The following is a 21,930-nucleotide window of genomic DNA, read 5'->3' as shown; positions in this document are numbered from 1 at the left end:
GAGGGTGGGGCGGGTGGTCGTGTCGTTCGGCGGCCAACAGTCGGCCACAGCCGCTGTCATCAGCGGCCGAAACCGCCGCAGCGAGCCGCCGGTCAGCAACTCCGGCGGCCGCACCCGCGCATCCCCGGCCGACGGCCACCCCGCCCCGGCAAGCCGTCTCTCACCGGTTGCAGGTACCAATCCGGCGAGCCCCGCCGGCGGCCAGCCCGCCGGGCCGCCGCCACTCAGGGGCGAACAGGCCGGCGAAACCCCGGCGCAGCGGGCCGCCGGTCAGTGGTTGCGGCCGCCGTGCGGACGCTGCTGCCAGGAGCTGATCACCGAACTCACGTACTCGCGCCACTGGTCCTGCGGGGACGTCGAGCTGGGTGCCGGCGCCGGCTGGGCGGGCTTGCGGCCCGCGCCGGGCGGGGCGCTCGTCGGCTCGGCCGCCGTCGTGTGGCGGACCGAGGCCGTGAGCGGGGGCGCCGAGGCGGAGACACTCATCGTTTCGACCGCTTCGCTCGACGTCGGCGGCGGCACGACCGGGGCCGGCGCTCCGGGCGGCGGCACGGCCGTCCCGCCCACCTGGTGCGGCTGCAGCAGCACCACGGCGGCCAGCCCGAGCCCCACGGCCGCGCCCGCGGCCAGGACGTATGGCTTCGCGCGGCGGGACCGGTCGGCCGGCGGGGCCTCCTGCGGGCGGGTGTCGTCGGCCGCCAGCTCGGCCTCGAGCACCGCCAGCGGGTCGAGGGCGGGCTCGGGTTCGGTGGCCGGTTCTTCGGCGAGCTTCGCGTCGAGCTCGCCGCGGATCACCAGCGGCTTCGTCTGCGAAAGGTCCACCAGTTCGGCGACGGAGGGGAGTTCGCCCTCACCACCCGTGCGTGCCATCGAAAACCTCCACCTGTCCGGCGTCACCTGGAGGAACCATGCCCGAGCCGCGAGAGCTGCTCCGCTTCGCCGTCGTCGGCTTGGCCGCGTACGGGGTCACACTACTGGGCGACTACAGCCTGAAGCTCACCGTGTGCCGTGAGAAGCCGGTGACGGCCCTCGCCATCGCCACGGTCGTCTCGACGGCGCTCGCCTACCTGCTGTCCCGCCGCTGGTCGTTCGCGGGGCGGGCCGGGCACCCCCGGCTGCGCGAGGCGGCGCTGTTCGCCGCCGTCAACGCGGGCGCGGTGGCCGTCAACCTCGTGCCGGCCCTGGTGTCCCGGTACGTGCTGCACCTGTCGGTGCCGCACGTCGGCTACCTGACGCAGGAGATCGCGGACTTCGTCGCCGGGATGCTGCTCGGCACCCTGGCCGGGACGGCGTTCCGCTGGTTCGGCTACCGGCGGTGGGTGTTCCCGTCAGCGCCACCAGGCGGCGTCGCCGAGGGTGACGAAGCCGAGTTTCTCGTAGAGCGGCCGCCCGGCCCGCGAGGCGGTCAACGTGACGGGCACGTCGTCGAAGTGCCGTAGCACCGCGTGCATCAGCGCGCGTCCGATGCCCTGCGAGCGGTGCTCCGGCCGAGTCGTCACCCAGTAGACGCCGCCGACGCCGCCGTGGGCCATCGTGAGGCAGGCGCCTCGGGTGTCCTTGCGGAAGAGCGCGGTGGCCCCGCCGAGCAGCTCGGGCGGGAAGACGGTGCCGGCGCAGTAGGGCTGGTACTCCTCCAGCGGGAACCCGTGGACGACGAGATCTTCGACCCCGGCCAGCCCGGCGGGGGTGGTGACGCGCTCGACGTCGCCGGGCGCGGGCACCGGACCCGGTTCGCGGGCCATCACCGGCAGCTGCCCGGCGGTCATCCCGAGCGCGCTCAGGTCGAGCACCCGGAACGGGTCTTCGACGACGACCGTCCGCCCGGCCGCCCGCCGCGCCCGGGCGAGCTCGGTCAGCTCTTCGACGGCGGGGTCACCGGGGGTGGCGGTCCGCAGCATGATCCGGAAGCGGCGGCCGTCGACGGCGGTGAAGGCCGGGTGGTCGGCCACGCCGTCCCCGCGGGCGCGGGCCAGGGTGCGCCACATGGCGATGGCGTTGTCGGAAGCCTGTCGCAGGCGCTCGGTGGGCAATCCGGTCATGCCGGGCAGCCTAGAGCGGAAGCGGGCGCCTGCCCCGGGCCAATCGGGACACCGCGGATCGGTCCACCGGGCCGGGCCGCGACCGCAACGCCGGCGCGGCCTCAGGCGCGGTCCGGCAGCGCCCGTTCCGCCAGCAGCGCCAGCTCCAGCCGCAACCGCTCGCCCGGGTCGTCCAGCTTCTCCCCGAACAGCTCCCCGAGCTTCTTGAGCCGCGCCCGGATCGTCTGCGGGTGCAGGTCGAGCAGGCGGCCGAGCTCGGGCGCGCTCCCGCGGGTCCGGACCAGCGCCAGCAACGTCTCCGCCAGCTGCTCGCGGCGGCGCCCGGACAGCCCCGCCAACGGCTCCAGCGTCGTCGACGCCAGCTGGCCGACCAGGAACTCGTCCGCGAGCAGCAGCAACGTCGTCACGTGGTCGCGGCACCAGATCACCGGGCCCGGCACGTCGAGGAGGCCGCGGGCGGCCAGGTCGGCCGCCCGGCGCGCGACCCGGAACGACTCCGGCGCCTCGGCCGGCGGGACCAGCGGCCCGACCGCCGCCGTCCAGCCCGGGGGCAGGCTCGTCAGGCCGATCAGGTCGACGTCCGGGGCCGGGGTCAGCGCCGCCGGCGGGTCGCCCGCGGGGTCCGCGGGGACGTGCTCCGGCAGCAGGCCGGGCGGGAACTCCGGTGCACCCGGCAGCGCGCGGAACGCCACCGCCGCGACGCGCTCGGGCACCGGCAGCCCGGACGCGGCGAGCAGACCGTCCACTTCGGCTGGTGTGCGGCCGCCCAGCAGCGCGCGCAGCAGGCGACGGTGCCGTTCGCCGGTGCCCGACACCGCGGCCTCCGCGGCGCTGTACCCTTCCGCGACGGCCGCCATCGACGTCTCGACGTCCGCGAACATGCCTTCGGCGGCGCCGTAGAGGACGTCACCGGAGAGGCCGGCTTCCCGTGCTGTGTCGGCGATCCACCGCCAGGTGACGCGGCTCGACACGCGCACGGCCGCCTGCACGGCTTCGCGGCTGAGGCCACTGTGGAACGCGTCGCGCCCGTGGCCGCGGAACTCGGCCAGCCGGTCGGCCTGCCACAGCGCGGGCGTTCCGACGCGGTCGACGTCCCGCTCGATCCCGCGCCGCGCCAGCTCGATCGCGGTGGCGCGGGCCGGGCCGTCGCGGAAACTCGCGGAATAATCCGGAATTTCGGCGGCGATCGCGTCGATGCAGGCCCGGGCGATCTCCGGGATCCGCGGGCGCACCGCGTCCCCGAGCTCGCGCGGCAACCGGGACCAGACGGAACTGTCCGAGGCAGCGGAACCGCGCATGGGAATTCCGTCCTCCGCTGAGAATTGACACCTCGAAAATACTGACACGGAGCGTAGAACGCGCACCCGTCCGTGTCAAAAGGACGTGTCGGCGTCACCCTTTCCGGGAACCGGTCGTTGATTTTTCAGTGACATCGGCGTCGGTTACGCTCGGCGCGCACTGCACCCGAAGGGGGATTCGTGGTCGAGTACCGCAGCTTTCGCCTGCTGGCTTCGCTGCCGCGCGCGCTGGGCGCGGGCCTGCGCCCGCACATCGGGCACGCGGCGGCGTCGATGATCCAGGAGGTGCAGCGCACGGTGCCGGCCTACGGCCAGCCGCTCAAGGGCGTGTTCGGCAAGGTGCTGGTGAAGAGCGTCGAGTTCGCGGTGCAGCACTGCATCGATTCCATGGGCGAGCCGGAGCGGTCGCACGGGCACTGGGTCGAGTTCTACCGCGGCCGCGGGCGGGCCGAGTTCGCCGAAGGCCGCAACCTCGACGCGCTGCAGGACACCGCCACGATCGGGGCACGGGTGGCCTGGCGGGCGATGCACCCGGCGGTCGTCGCGGCCGGCGTCGACCCGGCCGTCATCTCGGTTGCCGCGGAGGCCATCTTCGCCTACGTCGACGAGCTGTGCGCCACCGCGATCGAGGGCTACCAGCAGGCGCAGGCCGAGGCCGAGGGCGCTGTCCCGGTCCGGCGGAGGCGGCTGCTGGAGCTGATCGCCGGCGCGCCGGAGGGCGCCGCGAGCAGCATCGCGGGCCTGGCGGGCGGCGCGGGCTGGCCGTTGCCGGAGACGGCGGCGATGGTGGCCCTCGAACGTGGTCCCGACGCGGCGGACTTCCCCGCCGACCTGCTCGGCGACGGCGTCCTGGCCGACCTCGAGGGCCCCGAGCCGTACCTGCTGACCCGCGACCCGGACGCCGACCTGGCCCCGCTTTCGGCCAAGCTCGACGGCTGGCGCGCGGCGGTGTCCCCGACGGTCCCGCTGGCCGACGCCCCGGCGGCCCTGCGCACGGCCCGGCGGGCGCTGCTGCTGTCCGGCCCGGACGTGCCGGGCCCGATCATCTGGTGCCGCGACCACCTGGCGACGCTCTGGCTGCTGGCGGAGGACTTCCTGGCGGCCGAGCTGGCCCGGCAGAGCCTGGACCCGTTCACCTCACTGAGCGAGAAGCAGCGCGACCGGCTGAGCGAAACCCTCCTGGCCTGGCTGGAAACCCGTGGCGGCGCACCGGAGATCGCCCACCGGCTGGGCGTCCACCCGCAGACGGTCCGCAACCGCCTGCGCCAGCTGGAGGAGCTGTTCGGCGACCGCCTCAAGGACGCCGACGACCGCTTGGGCATGCAGCTGGCCTTGCGCGCGCAACGCCTGATGCGCGCACACCGGCCACCGGAGAACTGACGCCCGGCGTGACTCCGGCGGGTTGACCAGGGCGGATGCGTCACTGCGCGGCTCCTGCCGGTCGGTCGAACACATACGCCCCAAGGCGGCCTTGGGTGCGTCTGACGCACCGAAGGCCACATTGGGGCGCTCCTGCCCGGCCACTCGCAACGAAGGCTGATGAGCGCCCGGAGCCGGCGGGCGGGTCCACCCGGGAGTGAGTCCCAGCTCAGCCCGCCTGCGCCGCCGGGCGCACAGCACCTCTCAACGTACGCACGTCCAAGCCGTGGGCCGCGCCGGCCGCGCGGTCCAGCGCGCGTACCGGCAGCGGCAGCACCCGCCGCCACGGACGGCGTCCCGGCCACCGGCGCGGCAGCCCCGGCGCCGGGCCGGCGTGAACGAAATGGAAACTCGCGCGGCAGGACATCAGCGCGCCCGGTGCGTCATTGCGACCATACCTGCGAGCATTACCGGATACCGGCGGAATGTCGATACGCATTCCCGGTGACGCCGCAAAAACCCGCACGCGCCGCCGCTTTTCCGCAATCCCCATTGTCACGCCCGTCCGTGATTCTCCGCGGTGGCTGCACGTGCACCGCCGGCTGCGGCGGCCAGGCGGTCGGGCACCGGCCGGACAGCCACTTGACGGCACCGGAAAACGTGAAACACTTTCCGCACGGTCCACCTCGGCACGAGCCTGAGCCGTCGAGCCCCCCGCCGGAAAAGTTGTCACGCGCGCACCAGTCGCCCGCGCCGGAAGTGTCACGTCCTCTCACGGTGTTCCACCCGTTCGGGTGTAGTCCGGACGGGTTACCGCAAAGTCAGCGGAGAACCCGTTGACAGTGCCGTTCACACGAAATTATGTTGCCTGAGCCACAAAAACCGGATCGGCGCTTCCGCCGACGAGGCCGATTTTGTTGCCAGCAAGGATAAAACACATGACCGACGTGGACACCGGGTTCGCCGCCCCCGCCCTGCGGGCCGGCCGGCCGAACCCCGGCGAGCGCACTCCCGGACCGGCCTACCGGCAGCAGTCCGTGTCGGCCGACCGGCCCCGGGCCGCCTACCCACCCGCCCCGCGCACCCCGGCGGATCCCCGGCACGGCCGCGCTTCCGGCGCGATCGGGCTGTGGGCGTCGCTGCCCCGCGAGCTGGCGATCCGCTTCAAGCCGCGGGTCGACCCGCTCGCCCGCGCCATCCTGCAGGAGGTGCAGCGGGCGGTGCCCGAGTACCGGCAGCCGCTGGAGGGCGCGTTCGGGCACATCATCACGCAGGGTGTGCGGCAGTCGATCATCCAGTGCCTCGACAGTGTCGGCACCCCGGGTGCCGTGCCGCTCGAGACGTGGACGACCGTGTTCCGCAACCTCGGCAAGATCGAGTTCAACGAGGGCCGCAGCCTCGACTGCCTGCAGACCGCCTACCGGGTCGGCGGGCGGGTGGCCTGGCGGCACATCAGCGAGTTCGGGCAGGCCACCGGCGTCTCCGCGGACACGCTGTGCACGAGCGCCGAAGCCATCTTCGCTTACGTCGACGAGATCTCCGCGCTCTCGATCGAGGGCTACACAGCGGCGCAGACGCGCGCCGCGGGCACCCGCGCCCGCCGCCGCAGACGGCTGCTGGAGCTGCTGCTCGCCGATCCGCCGTCCGCGCCGCAGACCATCACCGCGCAGGCCGCCACGGCGCAGTGGCCCCTGCCGGCGGAGGTCACCGTCGTCGCCCTCGAACCGCGCGCCGACCAGCACAGCCTGGCGGCACCGGACCTGCACGCCGACGTCCTCGTCGACCTCGAGGGCAGCGAGCCGTGCCTGGTCACCGGCGATCCGGAGCGGCACCTGAAGAACCTCGCCGAGCGGCTGCCCGGCTGGCGGGCGGTGATCGGCCCGACCGTCCGGCTCACCGACGCGCCGCGCTCGCTGCTGTGGGCTCGCCGCACGCTCAAGCTGCTCCAGCGCGGCGTGCTCCCGGACGCGCCGGTGACGCGCTGCACCGACCACCTGTCCACGCTCTGGCTGCTCGCCGACGAGTTCCTCGTCCGCGAACTCTGCGCGCGCAGCCTGCAGCCGTTCGAGGACCTCACGCCGAAGCAGCGGGCGCGGCTCGGCGAGACGCTGCTGATCTGGCTGCAGTCCCGCGGCAGCGCACCCGAAATCGCGAAGCGGCTGAAGGTGCACCCGCAGACCGTCCGCTACCGCATGCACCAGCTCATCGACCTCTTCGGCGACCGGCTCGACAACGCCGACGACCGGCTCGACATGGAGATCGCCCTGCGTGCGGAGGCCCTGCTCGGTTCCTGACTCCCTTCGACGACGAGGTGAGCCATGACGGGATCGCCCGTCGAAACGGCCTTCGGGCCGATGCTGAGCGGCAACGGCAGGCCGGGACAGCTGTGGGCCATGCTCCCCCGCGAGCTGGCCGCGGTGTTCCGGCCCCGGCTGCTCGACGTCGCCGACGAAGTGCTGCGCGAGATCCAGCGGACCATCCCGGACTACGCTCGGCCGCTCGACGGCGCGTTCGGCAAGGCGCTGCGGGCCGGCGTCCAAGCGGCGATCCTGCAGTTCATCGACCGGATCGCCGCGTCGGGGCCGGTGCCGGACGAGCGGCGCAAGGTGTTCGTCGGGCTCGGCGTGCACGAGCTCGCGCAGGGCCGCAACCTCGACGTCCTGCAGGCCGCCTACCGGGTCGGCGCGCGGGTGACCTGGCGGCGGATGGCGGAGGCCGGGACGCGGGCCGGCGTGCCGTCGGCGACGCTGTGCCTGCTCGCCGAAGCGATCTTCGCCTACATCGACGAGCTGTCGGCGTTGTCGATCGAAGGCCACGCGGCGGCGCAGGCGCGGGCGGCGGGCGCGCTGGAGCGGCGCCGGCGCCGGCTGCTGGACCTGCTGCTGGCGGACCCGCCGTCGCCGTCGCGGACGGTCCAGGAGGCCGCGACGGCGGCGGACTGGCCGTTGCCGCACCGGCTCGTCGCGGTGGCGCTCGACGGGCCCGCCGACGTCACCGGGCTGGGCGCGCTGGAGGACTTCGAAGACGGGACCCCGCGGCTGCTGTTGCCCGCACCCGAGGACCGGTGCGCGCTGACGACGGCCCTGGCCGGCCACCGCGCGGCGGTGGGGCCGCCGGTCCCGCCGCGCCAGGCGGCCCGGTCGCTGGCGTCGGCCCAGGAGGCCCTGCGGCTCGTGGGCGACGTCCTGCCGGACGAGCCGCTGACGTGGTGCGAGGACCACCTCGCGACGCTGTGGCTGCGCAAGGAGCCGTTCCTCGCGACGGAGGTGTCCCGCCGCCGCCTGGCCCCGCTGACGGCGTTGACCCCGAAGCAGTACAACCGGCTGGCCCCCACGCTGCTGGCCTGGCTGGAGACGTGCGGCAACGTCCGCGAGGTCGCCGACCGCCTCGCGATCCACCCCCAGACGGTCCGCGCCCGCGCGCAGGAGCTGGAAACCCTGTTCGCGGACCACCTCCGCAACCCGGACGACCGCTTCGAGATGATCCTCGCCCTCCGCGCCACCCTCCCCTGAGCGGTCGGTTCACGTACCCGGACGGTCGGTTCGCGTACCTGGAGGGTCGGTTCGCGTACCTGGAGGGTCGGATGGCGAGCCGACCCTCCACGTACGCCAGCCGACCGTCTGGGTACGCCGGCCGACCGGTCAGAGGGTGGAGAAGTAGGGGCGGGGGAGGTCGGGGAGGTGGGGTGGGCCGAGCTGGACGATCGTGGCGGGGAGGCCGCGGGAGCGGCGCCAGGCGGCGAACGCCTCCAGCCAGGCGTCCGCCGTGGCGCGGGAGGTGCCGCCCGGGGCGCCGAACAACGCCGTCGCCGAGGAGCACAGCAGCCACCACTCCGGTGGGCAGTCCGCCGTGGCCTCGTGGAGGCGGCGGGCGCCCAGGACGCGGGGGCGCCAGCCGGACGACGGGTCGTCGGCGAGCACGCCCGCCGCGTGCACGATCCCGCGCAACGGCAGGCCGTCGGCCGTGGCCGTCGCGACCAGGCGCTCCGCGACGCCGGGCTCGGCGATGTCGCCCGGGACCACCACCGCGCCGGGTGCGCCGGCACCCGGTCCACAAAGGACGACCCGGGTGGCGCCGGTGCCGGCCAGCCACCGCGCGGCCGCCGGCCCCAGGCCGCCGGTGACCACGTACGCGCCCGGCCCGGTCGGCACGTCGGCGGCGAGCGGCGCGCGGGTCAGCCGCGCCGCGTACCGGACGTCGTGCCGCCAGCGGACTTCGTCGTCCGGCGCGTCCGACCGCAGCTCGCGCACCAGGACGTCCACATCGGACCGCGCGTCGAAGTCGACCATGCTCGCCCGCAGCTGCGGGCGCTCGACCGCGAGCACCCGCACCAGGCCGCGCAGGAACACCAGCCCCGGCTCGCCGCCCGCCTGCGTGACCAGGTGGAACCGGACGCCGAAACCCAGGTGCGCGACCACCGACAGCACCGAAAGCAGCAGCTCCTGCGCGGCCTCCGGGTCGCGGTAGGCGTACGGCGACCCGGTGAGGTAGACGACCCCGCGCACCGGCCGTTCGGCCAGGAACGCGGGCAGCTCGCCGAGGTCGTCGCGCGGCAGCGACAGCGCGTCGTCCCCCGCCGCCGCGAGCGCCAAGGCCAGCGCGACCGCCCGGCCGAGCGCCGCCGGGTGCTCGTCGGTGAGCAGCAGCCAGGCGCCCGGCCCGTCCGGCACGACCGGCGGCAACGGCACTTCGGGCCAGGTCACCTCGAACGACGAAGTGGCGAACGGGACGCCCGGCGACAGCGCCCGCCCCACCGGCCCGGTCACCACAGCTCGTCCCCGGCGGAGGACTGCAGCACGACGACCCTGCGCAGCGTCAGCCCGTGGCGCGTCGACACCGCGTGCCGCACCGCCCGTTCGACCTCGCCGCGCGGCGGGACGACGCCGTCGGCCAGCTCGAGCACGACCACGGCCTGGTCACCGCGGACGGCGAACACCGAGGACGCGTGCGGCCGGATCGCCGGGTGCGCTCCCTCGGCCGTCGCTTCGAGGTCCTCCTGGCGGTACCCGCCGACGAGGTCCCGGCCGGTGACGCACAGCTCGCCCGCGGGGTCGAGGAAGCCCTGGTCACCGGTCCGCAGCCACCACCGCGGTTCGTCGTCGCCGGTGATCCGGGCGCAGAAGACGCGCGCGGACTCCTCGGGCCGCCGCCAGTAGCCGCGGGCGACGTTCGGTCCGCTCACCCAGATTTCGCCCGGATCGCCTGCGGGCACCCGCCGTCCGCCGCGGTCGACGATCGCGACCTCCTGCCCGGCCGGGTGACCACACGCGACCAGCGCGGTCGCTTCGGGGACGACGTAACACCCCGGCAGCGGCCCGGGAGCGGACTCGTCGTGCACCACGGGCCGGCCGGTGACGATCGGCACCGCCACCCCGAGCACCAGCCCCAGCGGGTCGCTCGGCGGCAAGCTCACCACGGCGGCCGGACCCAGCACCTGAGCCGCCTGCCGCGCGTTGGCCACGACGTTCGCGTGCGTGACCATCACCCCGCCCGGGTACTGCAGGTAGGCGACGTCCTCCGGGGTGACCGGATCTGCGGTGAAACCGGGAGCATCCGGCACGGCGTCCACCGCCAGCACCCGGTGCCCGCAGGTGTCCAGCGCAGAGAGGAAGTGCCGGGTCGCGCGCACCGAAGCGGTGGTCGCCAGCACGACCGACGGCTCGGCGTCGGCGAGCACCCGGGCCCGGCCGGCCGGACCCACCGGGATCGCGACCAGCCCGGCGCGCAACGCCCCGAGGAACGCGACGACGTGGTCGGGCGACGGCGGGACGAGGATCGCCGCCCGCTGCCCCGGCTCGGCGACCCGGCGCAGGGCCGCGGCGGCGGCGGAGACGCGGCGGTCCAGCTCACCCCAGGTCAAGGTGGCGGCAGGCCAGGTCAACGCCGTCTCGCCGCCCGCCACCGCGGCGCGGTGGGCCAGCAGCTCGGAGAGGGTCATGGGTTCCTCGCGCATCCTCAGGCCGCGGACATCCCGGTGACGCGCCACTTCCCGGCGACGCGCTCCGCCGTGACGCTCAGCTGGGCGGCACCGGTGCTGCGCTGCCCGTCGCCCCGCGTGCCGGTCTGGTCGAGGAACACCAGCAGCGCCGCCCGGTCGCCGTCCAGGAGCTTCACGCCGGACACGACGGCGGTGGAGGTGACCACGAGCCGCTGCTCGGCGGCCAGCTTGCGGACCTGGCCGAAGAGCTGCTCGTACTGCGCGAGCGCCGGTCCGGTCAGGACGTCCTTCGCCGCCTGTTCGCTCTTGGCCGGATCGTCGTAGCGGTAGGAGAACACCGTGCCGAGCGCGGCGCCGATCTGCTTGGCGGCGTCCGCGGTGCCGGCGACGTCGGACAGCGCGCTGTTGTGCGCCACGACGGCGTTCGTGGCGCGCGCTTCGAGCGTGCACCACACCGCGAGCCCGGCCATCAGCACGGCCACCACCGCGAGCACCGCCGTCGCCCGGCGCCGTGGCCGGGCCACGGGCGCGAGTTCCGGCTCGGTGGAGTCGGCCGGGACGTCGTCGTGGTGACGGCCGGCGACCTTGACCGGGCGCTTCTTCGTCGCTGTCTTCACGGTGCCTCCCCGACGGGAACCTGGCCGAGGCCGGTGACGTGCCAGCCGTCCGGCCCGCGGGTCAGCTCGGCCTGGAACCGGTTGCGTTTGGTCACGGCGTCGCCGCCGTCCGGCGTGACGACGAGCTCGACCGAGGCGATCAGCTTCGCCGTCCCCGCGCCGGTGTCCACTTCGGTCACCGCCGCGTCGGTGACCTTCCCGGCGGTGACGGTCTTCGCCTGGGCGATCCGGTCGAGACCGCCCGGCCGGTCGGCCGCCAGCTCGTCGTGGAGCGCGCCGCCGGAGAGGTCCAGCCAGCGCTGGTACCCGGGCGCCGCCTGCCGGTAGTCCAAAGTGGTCAGTCCGGCGACCGCCGTCCGGCCCGCCTGCAGAGCTTCCTCCCGGACGACCGCGCGCGCGACGCCGTCGTCGTGCGCCGCCTGCCACCAGGTGAACCCGGACCACCCGGCCGCGACGGTCGCCAGGACCGCCGCCACCCACGCCAGTACCCTCACGGCCGTCCTCCCGGTGCGTTCTGCGAGCCGCGCACGTTCGTCGGGTCGCCCGGCGGCAGCGCACAGCGCGCGGCCGTGTTCAGCGGGCGGACCGACGTGTCGAGTCCGTCGCGGTACGGCGCCGGGTACCCGGTGGTGCACGGCGGCGGGTCGAAAAAGGTCAGCGAAAGTCCGATGTGGACGCCGTCGGGCCGCACGATCGCGCCGGCCGCGGCGACCGCCTGCGGCGCGGTGACCAGCAGCTGGCGGACGCCGTCCCGGCGGGTCTCCAGGACGTCCGCGGTGGTCAGCAGGTTCGCCAGCAGCACGCCCAGGTCCGGCCCGGCGTCGCGGATCAGCGCGCTGACCTCGTTCGCGGCCGCGGGCACCGCCGGGATCAGCGTGCGCAGGTCGCCGTCGGACTGCTTGAGCGTCGAAGCCAGCAGCTTCGCGTTGACGCCGAAGTCACGGATCGCGCCGGCCTGCTGCACCTGCGTGTCGAGGACGGTGTGCGCGTCGGTGACGAACCGGGTCAGCGGCGCGACGTGCGCGCTCGCCGCCTGCACGAACTCGATGCCCCGGCCGATCAGCTGGTCCAGCGCCGGGCCGGCGTCCGAGGTCGCGTTGTACAGCTCGTCGACGACCGTGCGCAACGCGGGCCTCGGCACCGAGTTCGCGAACGAGTCCACTGTCGACAGGACGACGTCGACCGGCAGCGGGATCTTCGTGTCCGCCTGGGTGAGCACCGAGCCGTCGTGCAGCTCCGGCCCGCCGTCGGTGCGCGGCCGCAGGTCGACGTACTGCTCGCCGACGGCCGAGCGGTCGGCGACGACGGCTTCGGTGTCGGCCGGGACGGGTGCGGTGCCGGAGTCGATCTCGAGGTCGGCTTCCATCCCGGCCGGCGTCAGCCGCAGCTCGCCGACGCGGCCGATCGGCACCCCGCGGTAGGTGACCTCGGCGTTGGTGAAGATGCCGCCGCCGGTCGGGAACTGCGCCGTCACGGTGTAGCCGCGGTCGAAGAACACCTTGTCCAGACCGGCGTAGGTGGCCCCGACGTAGGCGACGCCGACCACGGCGATGACGACGAAGGCCGTCACCTGCACGCGCACGAACCGGGTCAGCATCAGTGGCCCGCCTTGAGGAAGCCGTTGAGGTAGTCGCCGCGGATCGTGTCCAGTGCGGCGTCCGGGAACGGGAAGGTGAAGATCATCTCCATGGCCTTCGGCAGCTTGTCGCCGGAGTCGGCCAGCCGCCGCAGCACCGGGGCCAGCGCGCGCAGGTCGGCGACCAGGTCGTCCTTGCTCCGGTTCACCGTGTCGACGGCGACGGAGGTCAGCCCGTCCAGGGACTTCAGCATCCCGACCAGCGCCTCCCGCTGCTGGTTCAGGACGCCGATGCCGGGCGTGAGGCCGTTGAGCGTGGTCGTGATCCGGTCGGTGTGCGCGTTCAGCGTGGCCGCGAGCTTGTTGACGCTCTCGATGGCCCGGGTGATCTCGCCCCGGTGCTCGTCGAGCCCCCGCACGAAGGTGTCCAAACTGGACAGCAGGCTGCGCGCGGCCGTCTCGTGCCCGCCGAGGGCGTCGTTGAGCTGGCGGCTGATGTTCTGGACCTGGGCGACGCCACCGCCGTTGAGCAGCAGGGACAGCGCACCGAAGACCTCCTCGATCTCGGGCGTCAGAGTCGACCGGTCCAGGGGGATGGTGGCGCCGTCGAGGAGCCGGCCCGACGGCGTCGCGTCGTCCGGGGCCGCGAGTTCGACGAACTTCTCGCCGAGGATGCTGGCCTGCCGCAGCCGGGCGACGGCGTTGCCCGGCAGGTCGACGTCGCCGTTGAGCAGCAGGTCGACCACCGCGCTGCGGGAGTCGGGCGCCAGTTCGACCTTGACGACCTGGCCGACCGGGACGTCGTTGACCTTGACGCCGGACTGCGGCACCAGGTCCAGCACGTTCGTGAAGCTCGCGGTGACGTGGATCGGGTGGTCGCCGAGCGCCGCACCGCCGGGCAGCGGGATGTCGTAGACGCTGACGCCGCTGCCGCAGCCGGTGGTGACCAGGGCCAGCGCCAGCACCGCGGCGAGCTTCACCGGGGGCTTCACTTCGGCTCCGCGAACTCGAGGAGGTTGCCGCGGCCGTCGATGGTGCCGTTGGCCTGGTCGTAGGCGCCCAGCAGGTTCGTCAGGGCGTTCGGAGCCGCGTCGAGCGCCTCGGAAAGCGAGTTCTTCTGGTCGACGAGGACCTTCGTCACCTCGGCCAGCTTGTCCACATCGGACTGGACCTTCCCGCGGTTGTCCTTGATGAACCCCTGCACGACGCTCAGCGCCTGGGTCAGCTCGGTCAGGGCGCCGGAGAACTGGTCGCGCTGGCCGGCCAGCACCTTGCTCAGGGAGGCGATCTGCGAGATGGCCTGTTTCACCTGGCCGTCGTTCGCCGCCAGCATCCCGGTGAACTTGCTGATGTTGTCGAAGGAGGTGAAGAGGTCGTCCTTCGAGTCGCTCGCGGCGCGGGCGAACTCGCCGAGGTTCTTGATCGACTGCCCGATGGTCTGCCCGGTGCCGTTCAGGTAGTCCGCCGACCGCGTCAGGACCTCGCTGACCGCGCCGTCCTTGTTGGCGCCCTGCGGCCCGAGCGCGGACATCAGCTGGTTGAGGCTGTGCAGCAGGTCGTCGACTTCGACCGGGGTCGCGGTGCGCTCGCGCGGGATCGACGCGCCGTCGGGCAGCTGCGGCCCGCCGCGGTAGACCGGCGTGAGCTGCACGTACCGGTCGGCCACCAGGCTCGGCGTGATGACGACGGCGCCGGCGTCCGCGGGCAGCTGGACGCCGGGCTTCAGCGTCATGGTCACCTTGACGTCGGTGCCGTTCGGCTCCACTTCGGACACCGAGCCGACGGCGACGCCGAGGACGCGGACGTCGGAGTTCGGGTAGATGCCGACGGCGGCGGCGAAGTACGCGGTCAGCGTCCGCTGCCCCGGCGCGGTGACCACCGGCCACGCGGCCGAGACGACGAGCGCGAGCACGACCCCGAGCGTGAGCGCCCGCAGCCGGCTACGCCGTCGCGCCCGGGCACCCAGGTCGATCAGCTGGTGGGCCATCAGCGTCCCCCGTTCTTCGGCGGCCGGCAGCTGCCCGGCGTGGTGCCGGTGGGGATCAGGCCGCAGATGTAGGTGTCGATCCACCGGCCGTTGCCGACGGCGTTGCCGAGCAGCCGGTAGAACGGGCCGGCCAGACGCAGGCTGTCCGCCAGCTTCCCCTGGTTTTGCTGCAGCACGCTGGCCACGCGGTCGAGCTGGTCGAGCGCCGGGCCGAGCGTCTTCTGGTTCTCCGCGACCAGCCCGCGCAGCTGGATCGAAAGGTTCTTGATGCCGGTGAACAGCTTCGCGATGGCGTCCTTGCGCGCGTTCAGCTCGGTGAGCAGCGTGTTGCCGTCGCGGATCAGGGCCTGGATCTGGCCGGACCGCTCGCCGAGCGTCTTCGAGACCTGGTTGGTGTTCCGGAACAGCTTGACGAGTTCCTCGTCGCGCGAGGCCAGCGTTTGCGAAAGGGCGGCGATGCCGGTGAACGCCGTTTTGACGTCGCTGGGTGCGGACGCGCCGAGCGTGTCGGACAGCACGCGGAACGCCTGCGCGAGCTGGTTCGTGTCGATCGCGCCGACCGTGCTCGCCAGGTCGTTGAAGACGTCGGTGACGTCGTAGGGCGAGCTCGTCCGCTCGGCCGGGATCGGCTGGGCGGGGTCGAGTTCGGCGTTGCCGACCGGGTCCAGCACCAGGTTCTTCTGGCCGAGCAGCGTCTTGATCTTGATCGCCGCCGTGGTCCGGTTGCCGACCCAGGTGTCGCGGACCCGGAACAGCACTTCGACGTGGTCGCCGGCCAGCCGAACGTCGCTGACCTCGCCGACCTTGACCCCGGCGACGCGGACTTCGTCGTTCGGCTTGAGCCCGGCGGCCTCGTGGAACTCGGCGCGGTAGGTGGTGCCGCCGCCGATGAGCGGCAGGTCGTCGGAGAAGAAGGTCGCCGTGCCGATCAGCGCCATGACCAGGGCGGTCACCGCGCCGACGGCGATCGGGTTGCGGCTGCGGAACGGTTTCACCGGCACCTCGCAGCCGTGACAGGGATACCCGGCGGCAATCCTCCGGGCGCTGGTTTCGCATCCGTCTGCACCGCGCAGAGGTAGAAGTTCGCCCACGAGCCGTAGGAGAACAGCGTGCCGATCCGGTCGAGCTTCTTCGGCAGGTTGTCGACGAACTGCTGGAACACCGGGGTGTTGTCGGCCAGGTTCTTCGACAGGTCGCCGAGGCCGGTGATGCTGTCCTTGAGCGGCTGACGGCCCTGGTCGAGCAGGCCGGCGGTCGCGGTGGTCAGCTCGCCGAGGCCGCCGATGGCCTGCCCGATCGGCTTGGCGTCCGCGGCGAGGCCGGTGACCAGCTGGGCGGTCGTGTCGACGAGCGTGTCGAACTGGTCGCCCTGGGCGTTCAGCGTGTCGAGCACGGTGTTGAGGTTGCCGATGACCTGCCCGATCAGGGCGTCCTTCCCGGCGAGGGTGGAGGTCAGCGACGCCGTGTGCCGCAGCAGGCTGTCGATCGTGCTGCCCTCCCCCTGCAGGACCTGGATGATTTCGAACGACAGCTGGTTGACGTCGTTCGGCGACAGCGCCTGGAAGAGCGGCTTGAAGCCGTTGAACAGCGCGGTGAGGTCGAGCGCCGGTTTGGTCCGCTCCAGCGGGATCTCCGCGCCTTCGGCCAGGGTCGGCGAGGTGTCCGTGGCGCCGGGGTCGATCAAGAGGTACCGCTGGCCGACCAGGTTCCGGTAGCGGACGGTGACCGAGGCGGCCGCGGTGAGCCGGTGCGTCCGGCCGACGGAGAACCCGACTTCGGCGAGGCGGTGCTCGACCACCCGCACGGAGTCGACCTGGCCGATCCGGACCCCGGCCATGCGGACTTCGTCACCGGGGTTGACCGAGGTCGCGTCGGTGAACCGGGCCGTGTACCCGATGGTGGTGCCGACGTTCGAGTTGGCGATCGTGATCGCCAGCACGGCGGTGGCCGCCGCGGTGACCAGGAAGAAGATCAGCCCCTTGACGGCGGGTCCGGTGACGCTCCTCATCGGACGGTCACCTCCGTCCCGCGCAGCGCCGGTCCGATGAGGACACTGCTCCAGTCCGGCACCTCACCCAGCGTCGGCCGCAGCAGTTCCGCGACCAGCTGCCTCTCACCCACCGAGTTCGCGGGTCCCAAGTCACCATCGGAAGCTGCCGCCGCGCCGCCGCCGTAGCACTTCGGGCCGCCGACGGCGTCGAACCGCGGGGTGTCGCGGCCGGGGACGTACTTCTCGCGCGGGCCCTGCACGGTGAGCGTCACGTGCAGGCCCGGCTCGTTCGTGCCCTTGCCGAGAGCCTGCTCCATCAGCGGCTTGAGCCGGTTCACCGCGTCGAACAGGCACGGGAACTCGGGCGAATACCGCGACAGCAGCTCCAGCGTGGGCCGGCTCGCGGCCGAGACGCCGATCAGGTTGTCCTTGTTCCTCCGCAGGAACTCGTTCAGGTGGCCGGTGGCGCTCGTGACGCTCGTGTAGAGGTTGCCGAGGTCGGCCCGGGTGTCCACGATGGTCTTCGCGGTCGTCGACAGATCCGAGAGCGCTTGCAGGATGTCCGGTGCGGCACCGGTGTAGACGTCGGCCGCGTTCGCCAGCCCGGTGACGTCGGCCTTGAACTGCGGCATCAGCGGGTTGACCTGGGCGAGCAGGTCCTGCAGCTTGACGATGCTGTCGCCGAGCGGTTTCCCGCGGTTGTCGAGGGCCTGGGAGATCGCACCGAGCGAGCTGTTGAGCTTCTGCGGCTGGACCGCGCGCAGCAGCGGCAGCAGGTCACCGAGGACGCGTTCGAGCTCGATCGCGTTGGTGGAGTGGTCCTGGGCGATGACGTCACCCGCCTGTAGCGTCCCGTGTGGACTGTCGGGCAGGACGAGGTCGACGTACCGCTCGCCGAACACCGTTTTCGGCAGCAGCCGCGCGGAGACGTTGCCGGGCAGCAGCCCGATCTTCTCCGGGTCGAGCGCGAGGTCGATCTCGGCACCGGTGCGGGTGCTGCGCACCGCCCGGACCTCGCCGAACGGGACGCCCTTGACCTTGACCTCGGCGGTCGGCGCGAGCTGGTTGCCGACGCGGTCCGCGCGCAGCGTCACGAGCTCGGCGTCGTCGAAGTCCTTGTCGTAGATGGCCACCGCGAGCCAGCCGAGCAGGACGAGCACGCCGAGGAACGCGACCCCGGCGAGCTGCGTGCGCAAGCGGCTCATCCGGACACCTTCACCGTGGTCGTCGCACCCCAGATGGCCAGGGACAGGAACAGGTCGAGCACGCTGATCAGCACGATCGACGTCCGCACGGCCCGGCCCACGGCGACCCCGACCCCGGCCGGCCCGCCGCTGGCGCGGTAGCCGTAGAAGCAGTGCGTCAGGATCACGCCGACGCTGAAGACGAGCACCTTGCCGAACGACCACAGCACGTCGCCGGGCGGCAGGAAGAGCGTGAAGTAGTGGTCGTAGGTGCCGCCGGACTGTCCGAAGAAGACGACCGTGGTCAGCCGCGAACCGAGGTAGGAGATCAGCAGCCCGACGACGTACAGCGGGATGATCGCGACGAAGCCCGCGACGATCCGGGTGGTGACCAGGTACGGCATGCTCCGCACGGCCATCACCTCCAGCGCGTCGATCTCTTCGGAGATCCGCATCGCGCCCAGCTGCGCGGTGAACCCGCTGCCCACAGTGGACGAAAGGGCGAGTCCGGCGACGAGCGGCGCGATCTCGCGCGTGTTGAAGTACGCGGTCAGGAAGCCGGTCATCGCCGAGATGTTGATCTGGTTCAGCGCGCTGAAGCCCTGCAAGCCTACGGTGACGCCGGTGAACACGCACAGCCCGACCATCACGCCGATGGTGCCGCCGATCACCGCGAGCGCGCCGCTGCCGAACGTCACTTCGGCCAGCAGCCGCACGACTTCGCGGAAGTAGCGCGTCACGGCGAGGGGGACGGCGGCGAGCGCGCGGACGTAGAAGAGCAGCTGGTCGCCGAGGTCGAACAGCCGGTCGCCGGGTTTGCCGAGGAGGGTCACTCAGGTTCCCTTCGCCGGGACGAGCTGCAGGTACAGCGCGGTCAGCACGGTGTTGACGAAGAACAGCAGCAGGAAGGTGATGACGACGGACTGGTTGACGACGTCGCCGACGCCCTTGGGGCCGCCCTTCGGGTTCAGGCCGCGGTAGGCCGCCACGACCCCGGCGAGGTAGCCGAAGATGACGGCCTTGATCGAGCTGACGACGAGGTCGGGCAGCTGCGCGAGGGCGTTGAAGCTGGCCAGGTAGGCGCCCGGCGTGCCGCCCTGCACGATGACGTTGAAGAAGTACCCGCCGAGCACGCCGACCACGCTGACCAGGCCGTTGAGCAGCACGGACACCCCGACGGCGGCCTGCACGCGCGGCACGACCAGCCGGTGGATCGGCGAGACGCCGAGCACCTCCATCGCGGCGATCTCCTCGCGGATGCTGCGCGCGCCGAGGTCGGCGCAGATGGCGCTGCCGCCCGCGCCGGCGATGATCAGCGTCGTCACGATCGGGCTCGCCTGCTGCACGACGGCCAGCACGCTCGCCGCGCCGTTGAACTGCTGGGCGCCGATCTGGCTGGTGAGCGAGCCGAGCTGCAGCGAGATGACCGCGCCGAACGGGATCGAGACCAGGATCGCCGGCGTGATGGACACGCTGGCGATGAACCAGAACTGCTGGACGAACTCGCGCACCTGGTACGGGCGGCGGAGCATGGCGAGCAGGACGTCGAGGCCCATCGCGCACATCCGGCCGAACTCGCGCAGGCCGTTCGCCGCTCGCTGCTGCACCTGGATCGTCATGCCTTGCACCCGGTGCTGAAGCAGCGCAACGTGAGGTTCGAGACGAAGGTGTTGCCCGGACCGGAAACCAGGCCGGTGAGCAACCGGCTGACGTCCTCGTGCCCGACGCACCCGGCGAACGGCGGCGTGGTGAAGGTGGACGTCACCTTGACCGGCGGAGCGGGCAGCGAAATCGGGACCAGGGCCTTGATGGTGACCGCCGCGGGCTGGGCCGTCCGGCAGTCCGCGCCGACGTCGAGCGGCCGTCCGTCCACTTCGACGTCCGAGAGCTTGATGAACACCTTCGCGGTCACGTCGGTGTCGGCGCAGATGTTGGTCTGCGTGGCTTGGCAGTCCTTGTCCTTGCCCGTGTGGACGGTCGCCGTGCCCGCGGCGTCGCCGTCCGGGACGATCTCGACCCGGCCGGTGGTGGCCATGAACCGGAAGGCGACGAAGTAGCCGTCCGTGGGCGGGATGGCCAGCTTGCCGGTGATCGGCACGGTGCTGGTGAGACCGCCCAGCGCGCCGTCGAAGGTGCCGGGCGGGAAGGCGATGTCGGACCCGAGCTTGGCCACGTGGCTCGTGGTCGGCTGCTGCGCGTCCCCGAGGGTGAAGCCGAAGGGGATCCGGGTGGCCGCGGCGGGTGCGTTCGCGGCCGGGGCGTCCCCGCCCGGCGCCGCTTGCGCGGCGCCGAGCGAGAACGCGGCCACTGCCAGCACGAGCGGCAGTGCAAATCGGGTCAGCATCATGGAGTTCACTTCTTGGTGAGGGTCACGTCCAGCTTGTTGCCGGGGCCGGAGGTGAGGCCGGTGATCAGGCCGGTCAGGAAGCCGCAGCCGGTGAACTGCGGGATCCCGTAGGTCGCGGTGAGCTGGCCGCCCTTGAGCGGGTCGAACCCGGGCGCCGAGGTCAGCGGCACGTCCGCGGGCTTGACCGTGTGGCAGGAGTTCGACGACAGGATCGGGAAGCCGAACAGGCGGACCTTGGTCAGCTGGACGTCGATTTCGGCGTTCGCCTTGACCGCGCCCGCGGTGAGCGTGCCGTTGATCGCGCCGACCTGGGCCAGCTTGACCGTCGCCGACGCCGGGATGAAGCCGAAGACGCGGAAGCGGACGTCCGACTTCGGCAGCGCGAGCTGGGCGCCGAACTTGCCGGAGGCCGCGTCGAGCTTCGCGTTCAGCGTGCCCGGGCCGAGGGGCAGCGTGGCGTGCAGCTGCTTGAGCTCCGACTTGCCCTTCAGCGCGTACTTGACGTCGATGCTGCCCGGCGGGGTGGTCGTCGGCTGGGTCGTCGGCGTCGTCGGCTCGGTGGTCGGGGTCGTGGGCTCGGTCGTCGGCGTCGTCGGCGTCGTTGGGGTCGTCGGCTCGGTGGTCGGCGTGGTCGGTTCCGTGGTCGGGGTCGTCGGCTCGGTCGTCGGAGTCGTCGGTTCCGTGGTCGGCGTCGTCGGCTCGGTCGTCGGAGTCGTCGGTTCCGTCGTCGGTGTCGTCGGTTCCGTCGTCGGCGTCGTCGGCTCAGTGGTGGGCGTGGTCGGCTCGGTCGTCGGTGTGGTGGGCGTGGTCGGTTCCGTCGTGGGCGTCGTCGGTTCCGTGGTCGGGGTCGTCGGTTCCGTCGTCGTAGTCGTCGGGGTCGTCGGCTCGGTGGTCGGCGTGGTCGGTTCCGTGGTGGGAGTCGTCGGCGTCGTGGGCGCGGTCGGGGTGGTCGGGGTCGTGGTCCCGCCCGCCGGCTTGATCTCGAACGTGCCCAGCTGCTGGTTCTGGCCCGGGACGGCGACGCAGTCCGAGGTGAAGGTGCCGAGGTCGGTCGGCTGGCCGTTCGCGGTCCGCGGGGTCATCGTCGTGCTGAAGTTCCCGACCGTGACCGACGCCGTGCCGGGGCTGGGGAACGTCACAGCCGGGGCCTTGCCGCTGCTCTTGACGTGGAACGCGCCCGAGGGCGGCACCGGCGTCGACGCGATCGTCAGCGGCAGGTTCAGGTTCAGCGTCTTGTCGACCGGGTACTTCAGCACGGCCGCGGCCTTCGCCGAGCCGTCCAGCGAGGTGGCGCCGACCAGGGCGAGGCCCTCGGTGGCGGTCTCCGGCACGGTGACGTCGACGTCGAAGGTGATCGGCGTCGAGGAGGCGCCCGCGACGGCGTTGTCGGGCAGGTTCGTGTCGATCTTCACCGCCAGCACCTGGTCGCCGATCAGCGGGAACGGGCAGTTGTAATTCAGCGTCAGGCTCACCGGCGCGGCCTGGCTCGGGCCCGCGCCGACGAGCGCGACGGCCGCCGCGAGCCCCACTGCGGTCACGGCCGCCAGGCCGAAGGCGGGCTTTCTCGACTTCCACGAAAACTTCACGGGTCGTCACCT

At 72.7% G+C, this 21,930-nt stretch carries 21 protein-coding genes; 4 read left to right on the top strand and 17 right to left on the bottom strand.

Annotated elements, in window-relative coordinates; translation table 11 throughout:
- Positions 1 to 270: 270 nt before the first annotated feature.
- Entirely contained in the window at positions 271 to 867 is a 597-nt protein-coding gene (locus ACLJPY_RS11605) for a hypothetical protein (protein ID WP_410588018.1), read from the bottom strand.
- A gap of 38 nt (positions 868 to 905) precedes the next feature.
- Here ACLJPY_RS11605 and ACLJPY_RS11600 point away from each other — a divergent pair, with 38 nt between their 5' ends.
- Positions 906 to 1,436 carry a GtrA family protein gene (locus ACLJPY_RS11600; protein ID WP_410588017.1) on the top strand — a complete coding sequence of 177 codons (531 nt, stop codon included), beginning with the start codon at positions 906 to 908 and terminating at the stop codon, positions 1,434 to 1,436.
- Here the strand turns inward: ACLJPY_RS11600 and ACLJPY_RS11595 are convergent.
- A complete protein-coding gene (locus ACLJPY_RS11595) occupies positions 1,326 to 2,036 on the bottom strand; it encodes a GNAT family N-acetyltransferase (RefSeq protein ID WP_410588016.1) in 711 nt (236 codons plus the stop codon). The two genes, ACLJPY_RS11600 and ACLJPY_RS11595, sit on opposite strands and share 111 nt — an antisense overlap.
- Before the next feature lie 101 nt (positions 2,037 to 2,137).
- Entirely contained in the window at positions 2,138 to 3,334 is a 1,197-nt protein-coding gene (locus tag ACLJPY_RS11590) for a helix-turn-helix domain-containing protein (RefSeq protein WP_410588015.1), read from the bottom strand.
- 180 nt (positions 3,335 to 3,514) lie between these two features.
- Between ACLJPY_RS11590 and ACLJPY_RS11585 the strand changes: the two genes are divergently transcribed.
- The 3 genes from ACLJPY_RS11585 (at position 3,515) to ACLJPY_RS11575 (ending at position 8,205) form a co-directional block, all read left to right on the top strand.
- A complete protein-coding gene (locus ACLJPY_RS11585; RefSeq protein ID WP_410588014.1) occupies positions 3,515 to 4,714 on the top strand; it encodes a helix-turn-helix domain-containing protein in 1,200 nt (399 codons plus the stop codon).
- 917 nt (positions 4,715 to 5,631) lie between these two features.
- Positions 5,632 to 6,987, top strand: coding sequence for a helix-turn-helix domain-containing protein (locus tag ACLJPY_RS11580; RefSeq protein WP_410588013.1), 1,356 nt, complete (start codon positions 5,632 to 5,634; stop codon positions 6,985 to 6,987).
- Positions 6,988 to 7,011: 24 nt separating this feature from the next.
- On the top strand, positions 7,012 to 8,205 hold the full coding sequence (locus ACLJPY_RS11575) for a PucR family transcriptional regulator (protein ID WP_410588012.1): 1,194 nt from the start codon (positions 7,012 to 7,014) through the stop codon (positions 8,203 to 8,205).
- A 129-nt stretch (positions 8,206 to 8,334) separates the two neighbouring features.
- Here the strand turns inward: ACLJPY_RS11575 and ACLJPY_RS11570 are convergent, their stop codons facing one another.
- From ACLJPY_RS11570 to ACLJPY_RS11505, 14 genes are read right to left on the bottom strand one after another with little or no spacing between them, the layout of a single operon-like run.
- A complete protein-coding gene (locus ACLJPY_RS11570; RefSeq protein ID WP_410588011.1) occupies positions 8,335 to 9,459 on the bottom strand; it encodes a KR domain-containing protein in 1,125 nt (374 codons plus the stop codon).
- Positions 9,456 to 10,631, bottom strand: a complete 1,176-nt coding sequence (locus ACLJPY_RS11565; RefSeq protein WP_410588010.1) for an AMP-binding protein — start codon at positions 10,629 to 10,631, stop codon at positions 9,456 to 9,458. The genes ACLJPY_RS11570 and ACLJPY_RS11565 overlap by 4 nt, the downstream gene beginning before the upstream one ends.
- Before the next feature lie 17 nt (positions 10,632 to 10,648).
- A complete protein-coding gene (locus ACLJPY_RS11560) occupies positions 10,649 to 11,248 on the bottom strand; it encodes a hypothetical protein (protein WP_410588009.1) in 600 nt (199 codons plus the stop codon).
- Complete coding sequence (locus tag ACLJPY_RS11555; RefSeq protein WP_410588008.1) at positions 11,245 to 11,742, bottom strand: hypothetical protein; 498 nt, start codon at positions 11,740 to 11,742, stop codon at positions 11,245 to 11,247. Before ACLJPY_RS11555 ends, ACLJPY_RS11560 begins: the two co-directional genes overlap by 4 nt.
- Positions 11,739 to 12,845: an MlaD family protein gene (locus ACLJPY_RS11550; RefSeq protein WP_410588007.1), complete on the bottom strand. Its 1,107-nt coding sequence runs from the start codon at positions 12,843 to 12,845 to the stop codon at positions 11,739 to 11,741. Before ACLJPY_RS11550 ends, ACLJPY_RS11555 begins: the two co-directional genes overlap by 4 nt.
- On the bottom strand, positions 12,845 to 13,816 hold the full coding sequence (locus ACLJPY_RS11545) for an MCE family protein (protein ID WP_410588006.1): 972 nt from the start codon (positions 13,814 to 13,816) through the stop codon (positions 12,845 to 12,847). Before ACLJPY_RS11545 ends, ACLJPY_RS11550 begins: the two co-directional genes overlap by 1 nt.
- Positions 13,813 to 14,811 (bottom strand): MCE family protein, encoded by a 999-nt coding sequence (locus ACLJPY_RS11540; RefSeq protein ID WP_410588005.1) that lies wholly within the window; start codon positions 14,809 to 14,811, stop codon positions 13,813 to 13,815. The genes ACLJPY_RS11545 and ACLJPY_RS11540 overlap by 4 nt, the downstream gene beginning before the upstream one ends.
- The gene (locus ACLJPY_RS11535; RefSeq protein WP_410588004.1) at positions 14,811 to 15,806 is read right to left on the bottom strand and encodes an MCE family protein; all 996 of its coding nucleotides are present in this window, start codon (positions 15,804 to 15,806) and stop codon (positions 14,811 to 14,813) included. The genes ACLJPY_RS11540 and ACLJPY_RS11535 overlap by 1 nt, the downstream gene beginning before the upstream one ends.
- Positions 15,803 to 16,819, bottom strand: coding sequence for an MCE family protein (locus tag ACLJPY_RS11530; RefSeq protein ID WP_410588003.1), 1,017 nt, complete (start codon positions 16,817 to 16,819; stop codon positions 15,803 to 15,805). Before ACLJPY_RS11530 ends, ACLJPY_RS11535 begins: the two co-directional genes overlap by 4 nt.
- A complete protein-coding gene (locus ACLJPY_RS11525; RefSeq protein ID WP_410588002.1) occupies positions 16,816 to 18,006 on the bottom strand; it encodes an MCE family protein in 1,191 nt (396 codons plus the stop codon). The genes ACLJPY_RS11530 and ACLJPY_RS11525 overlap by 4 nt, the downstream gene beginning before the upstream one ends.
- The gene (locus tag ACLJPY_RS11520) at positions 18,003 to 18,818 is read right to left on the bottom strand and encodes an MlaE family ABC transporter permease (protein WP_410588001.1); all 816 of its coding nucleotides are present in this window, start codon (positions 18,816 to 18,818) and stop codon (positions 18,003 to 18,005) included. Before ACLJPY_RS11520 ends, ACLJPY_RS11525 begins: the two co-directional genes overlap by 4 nt.
- The gene (locus ACLJPY_RS11515; RefSeq protein WP_410588000.1) at positions 18,819 to 19,604 is read right to left on the bottom strand and encodes an MlaE family ABC transporter permease; all 786 of its coding nucleotides are present in this window, start codon (positions 19,602 to 19,604) and stop codon (positions 18,819 to 18,821) included. It abuts the gene before it with no gap.
- Positions 19,601 to 20,332: a hypothetical protein gene (locus ACLJPY_RS11510; RefSeq protein ID WP_410587999.1), complete on the bottom strand. Its 732-nt coding sequence runs from the start codon at positions 20,330 to 20,332 to the stop codon at positions 19,601 to 19,603. Before ACLJPY_RS11510 ends, ACLJPY_RS11515 begins: the two co-directional genes overlap by 4 nt.
- A 5-nt stretch (positions 20,333 to 20,337) precedes the next feature.
- The gene (locus ACLJPY_RS11505) at positions 20,338 to 21,918 is read right to left on the bottom strand and encodes a DUF6801 domain-containing protein (RefSeq protein WP_410587998.1); all 1,581 of its coding nucleotides are present in this window, start codon (positions 21,916 to 21,918) and stop codon (positions 20,338 to 20,340) included.
- Between the last annotated feature and the right edge of the window lie 12 nt (positions 21,919 to 21,930).

It is taken from the genome of Amycolatopsis sp. lyj-23 (assembly GCF_046549135.1).
GTDB lineage: Bacteria > Actinomycetota > Actinomycetes > Mycobacteriales > Pseudonocardiaceae > Amycolatopsis.
Note: the sequence above shows the minus strand (reverse complement) of the source record. Positions and strands in the feature narration are given on the sequence as shown.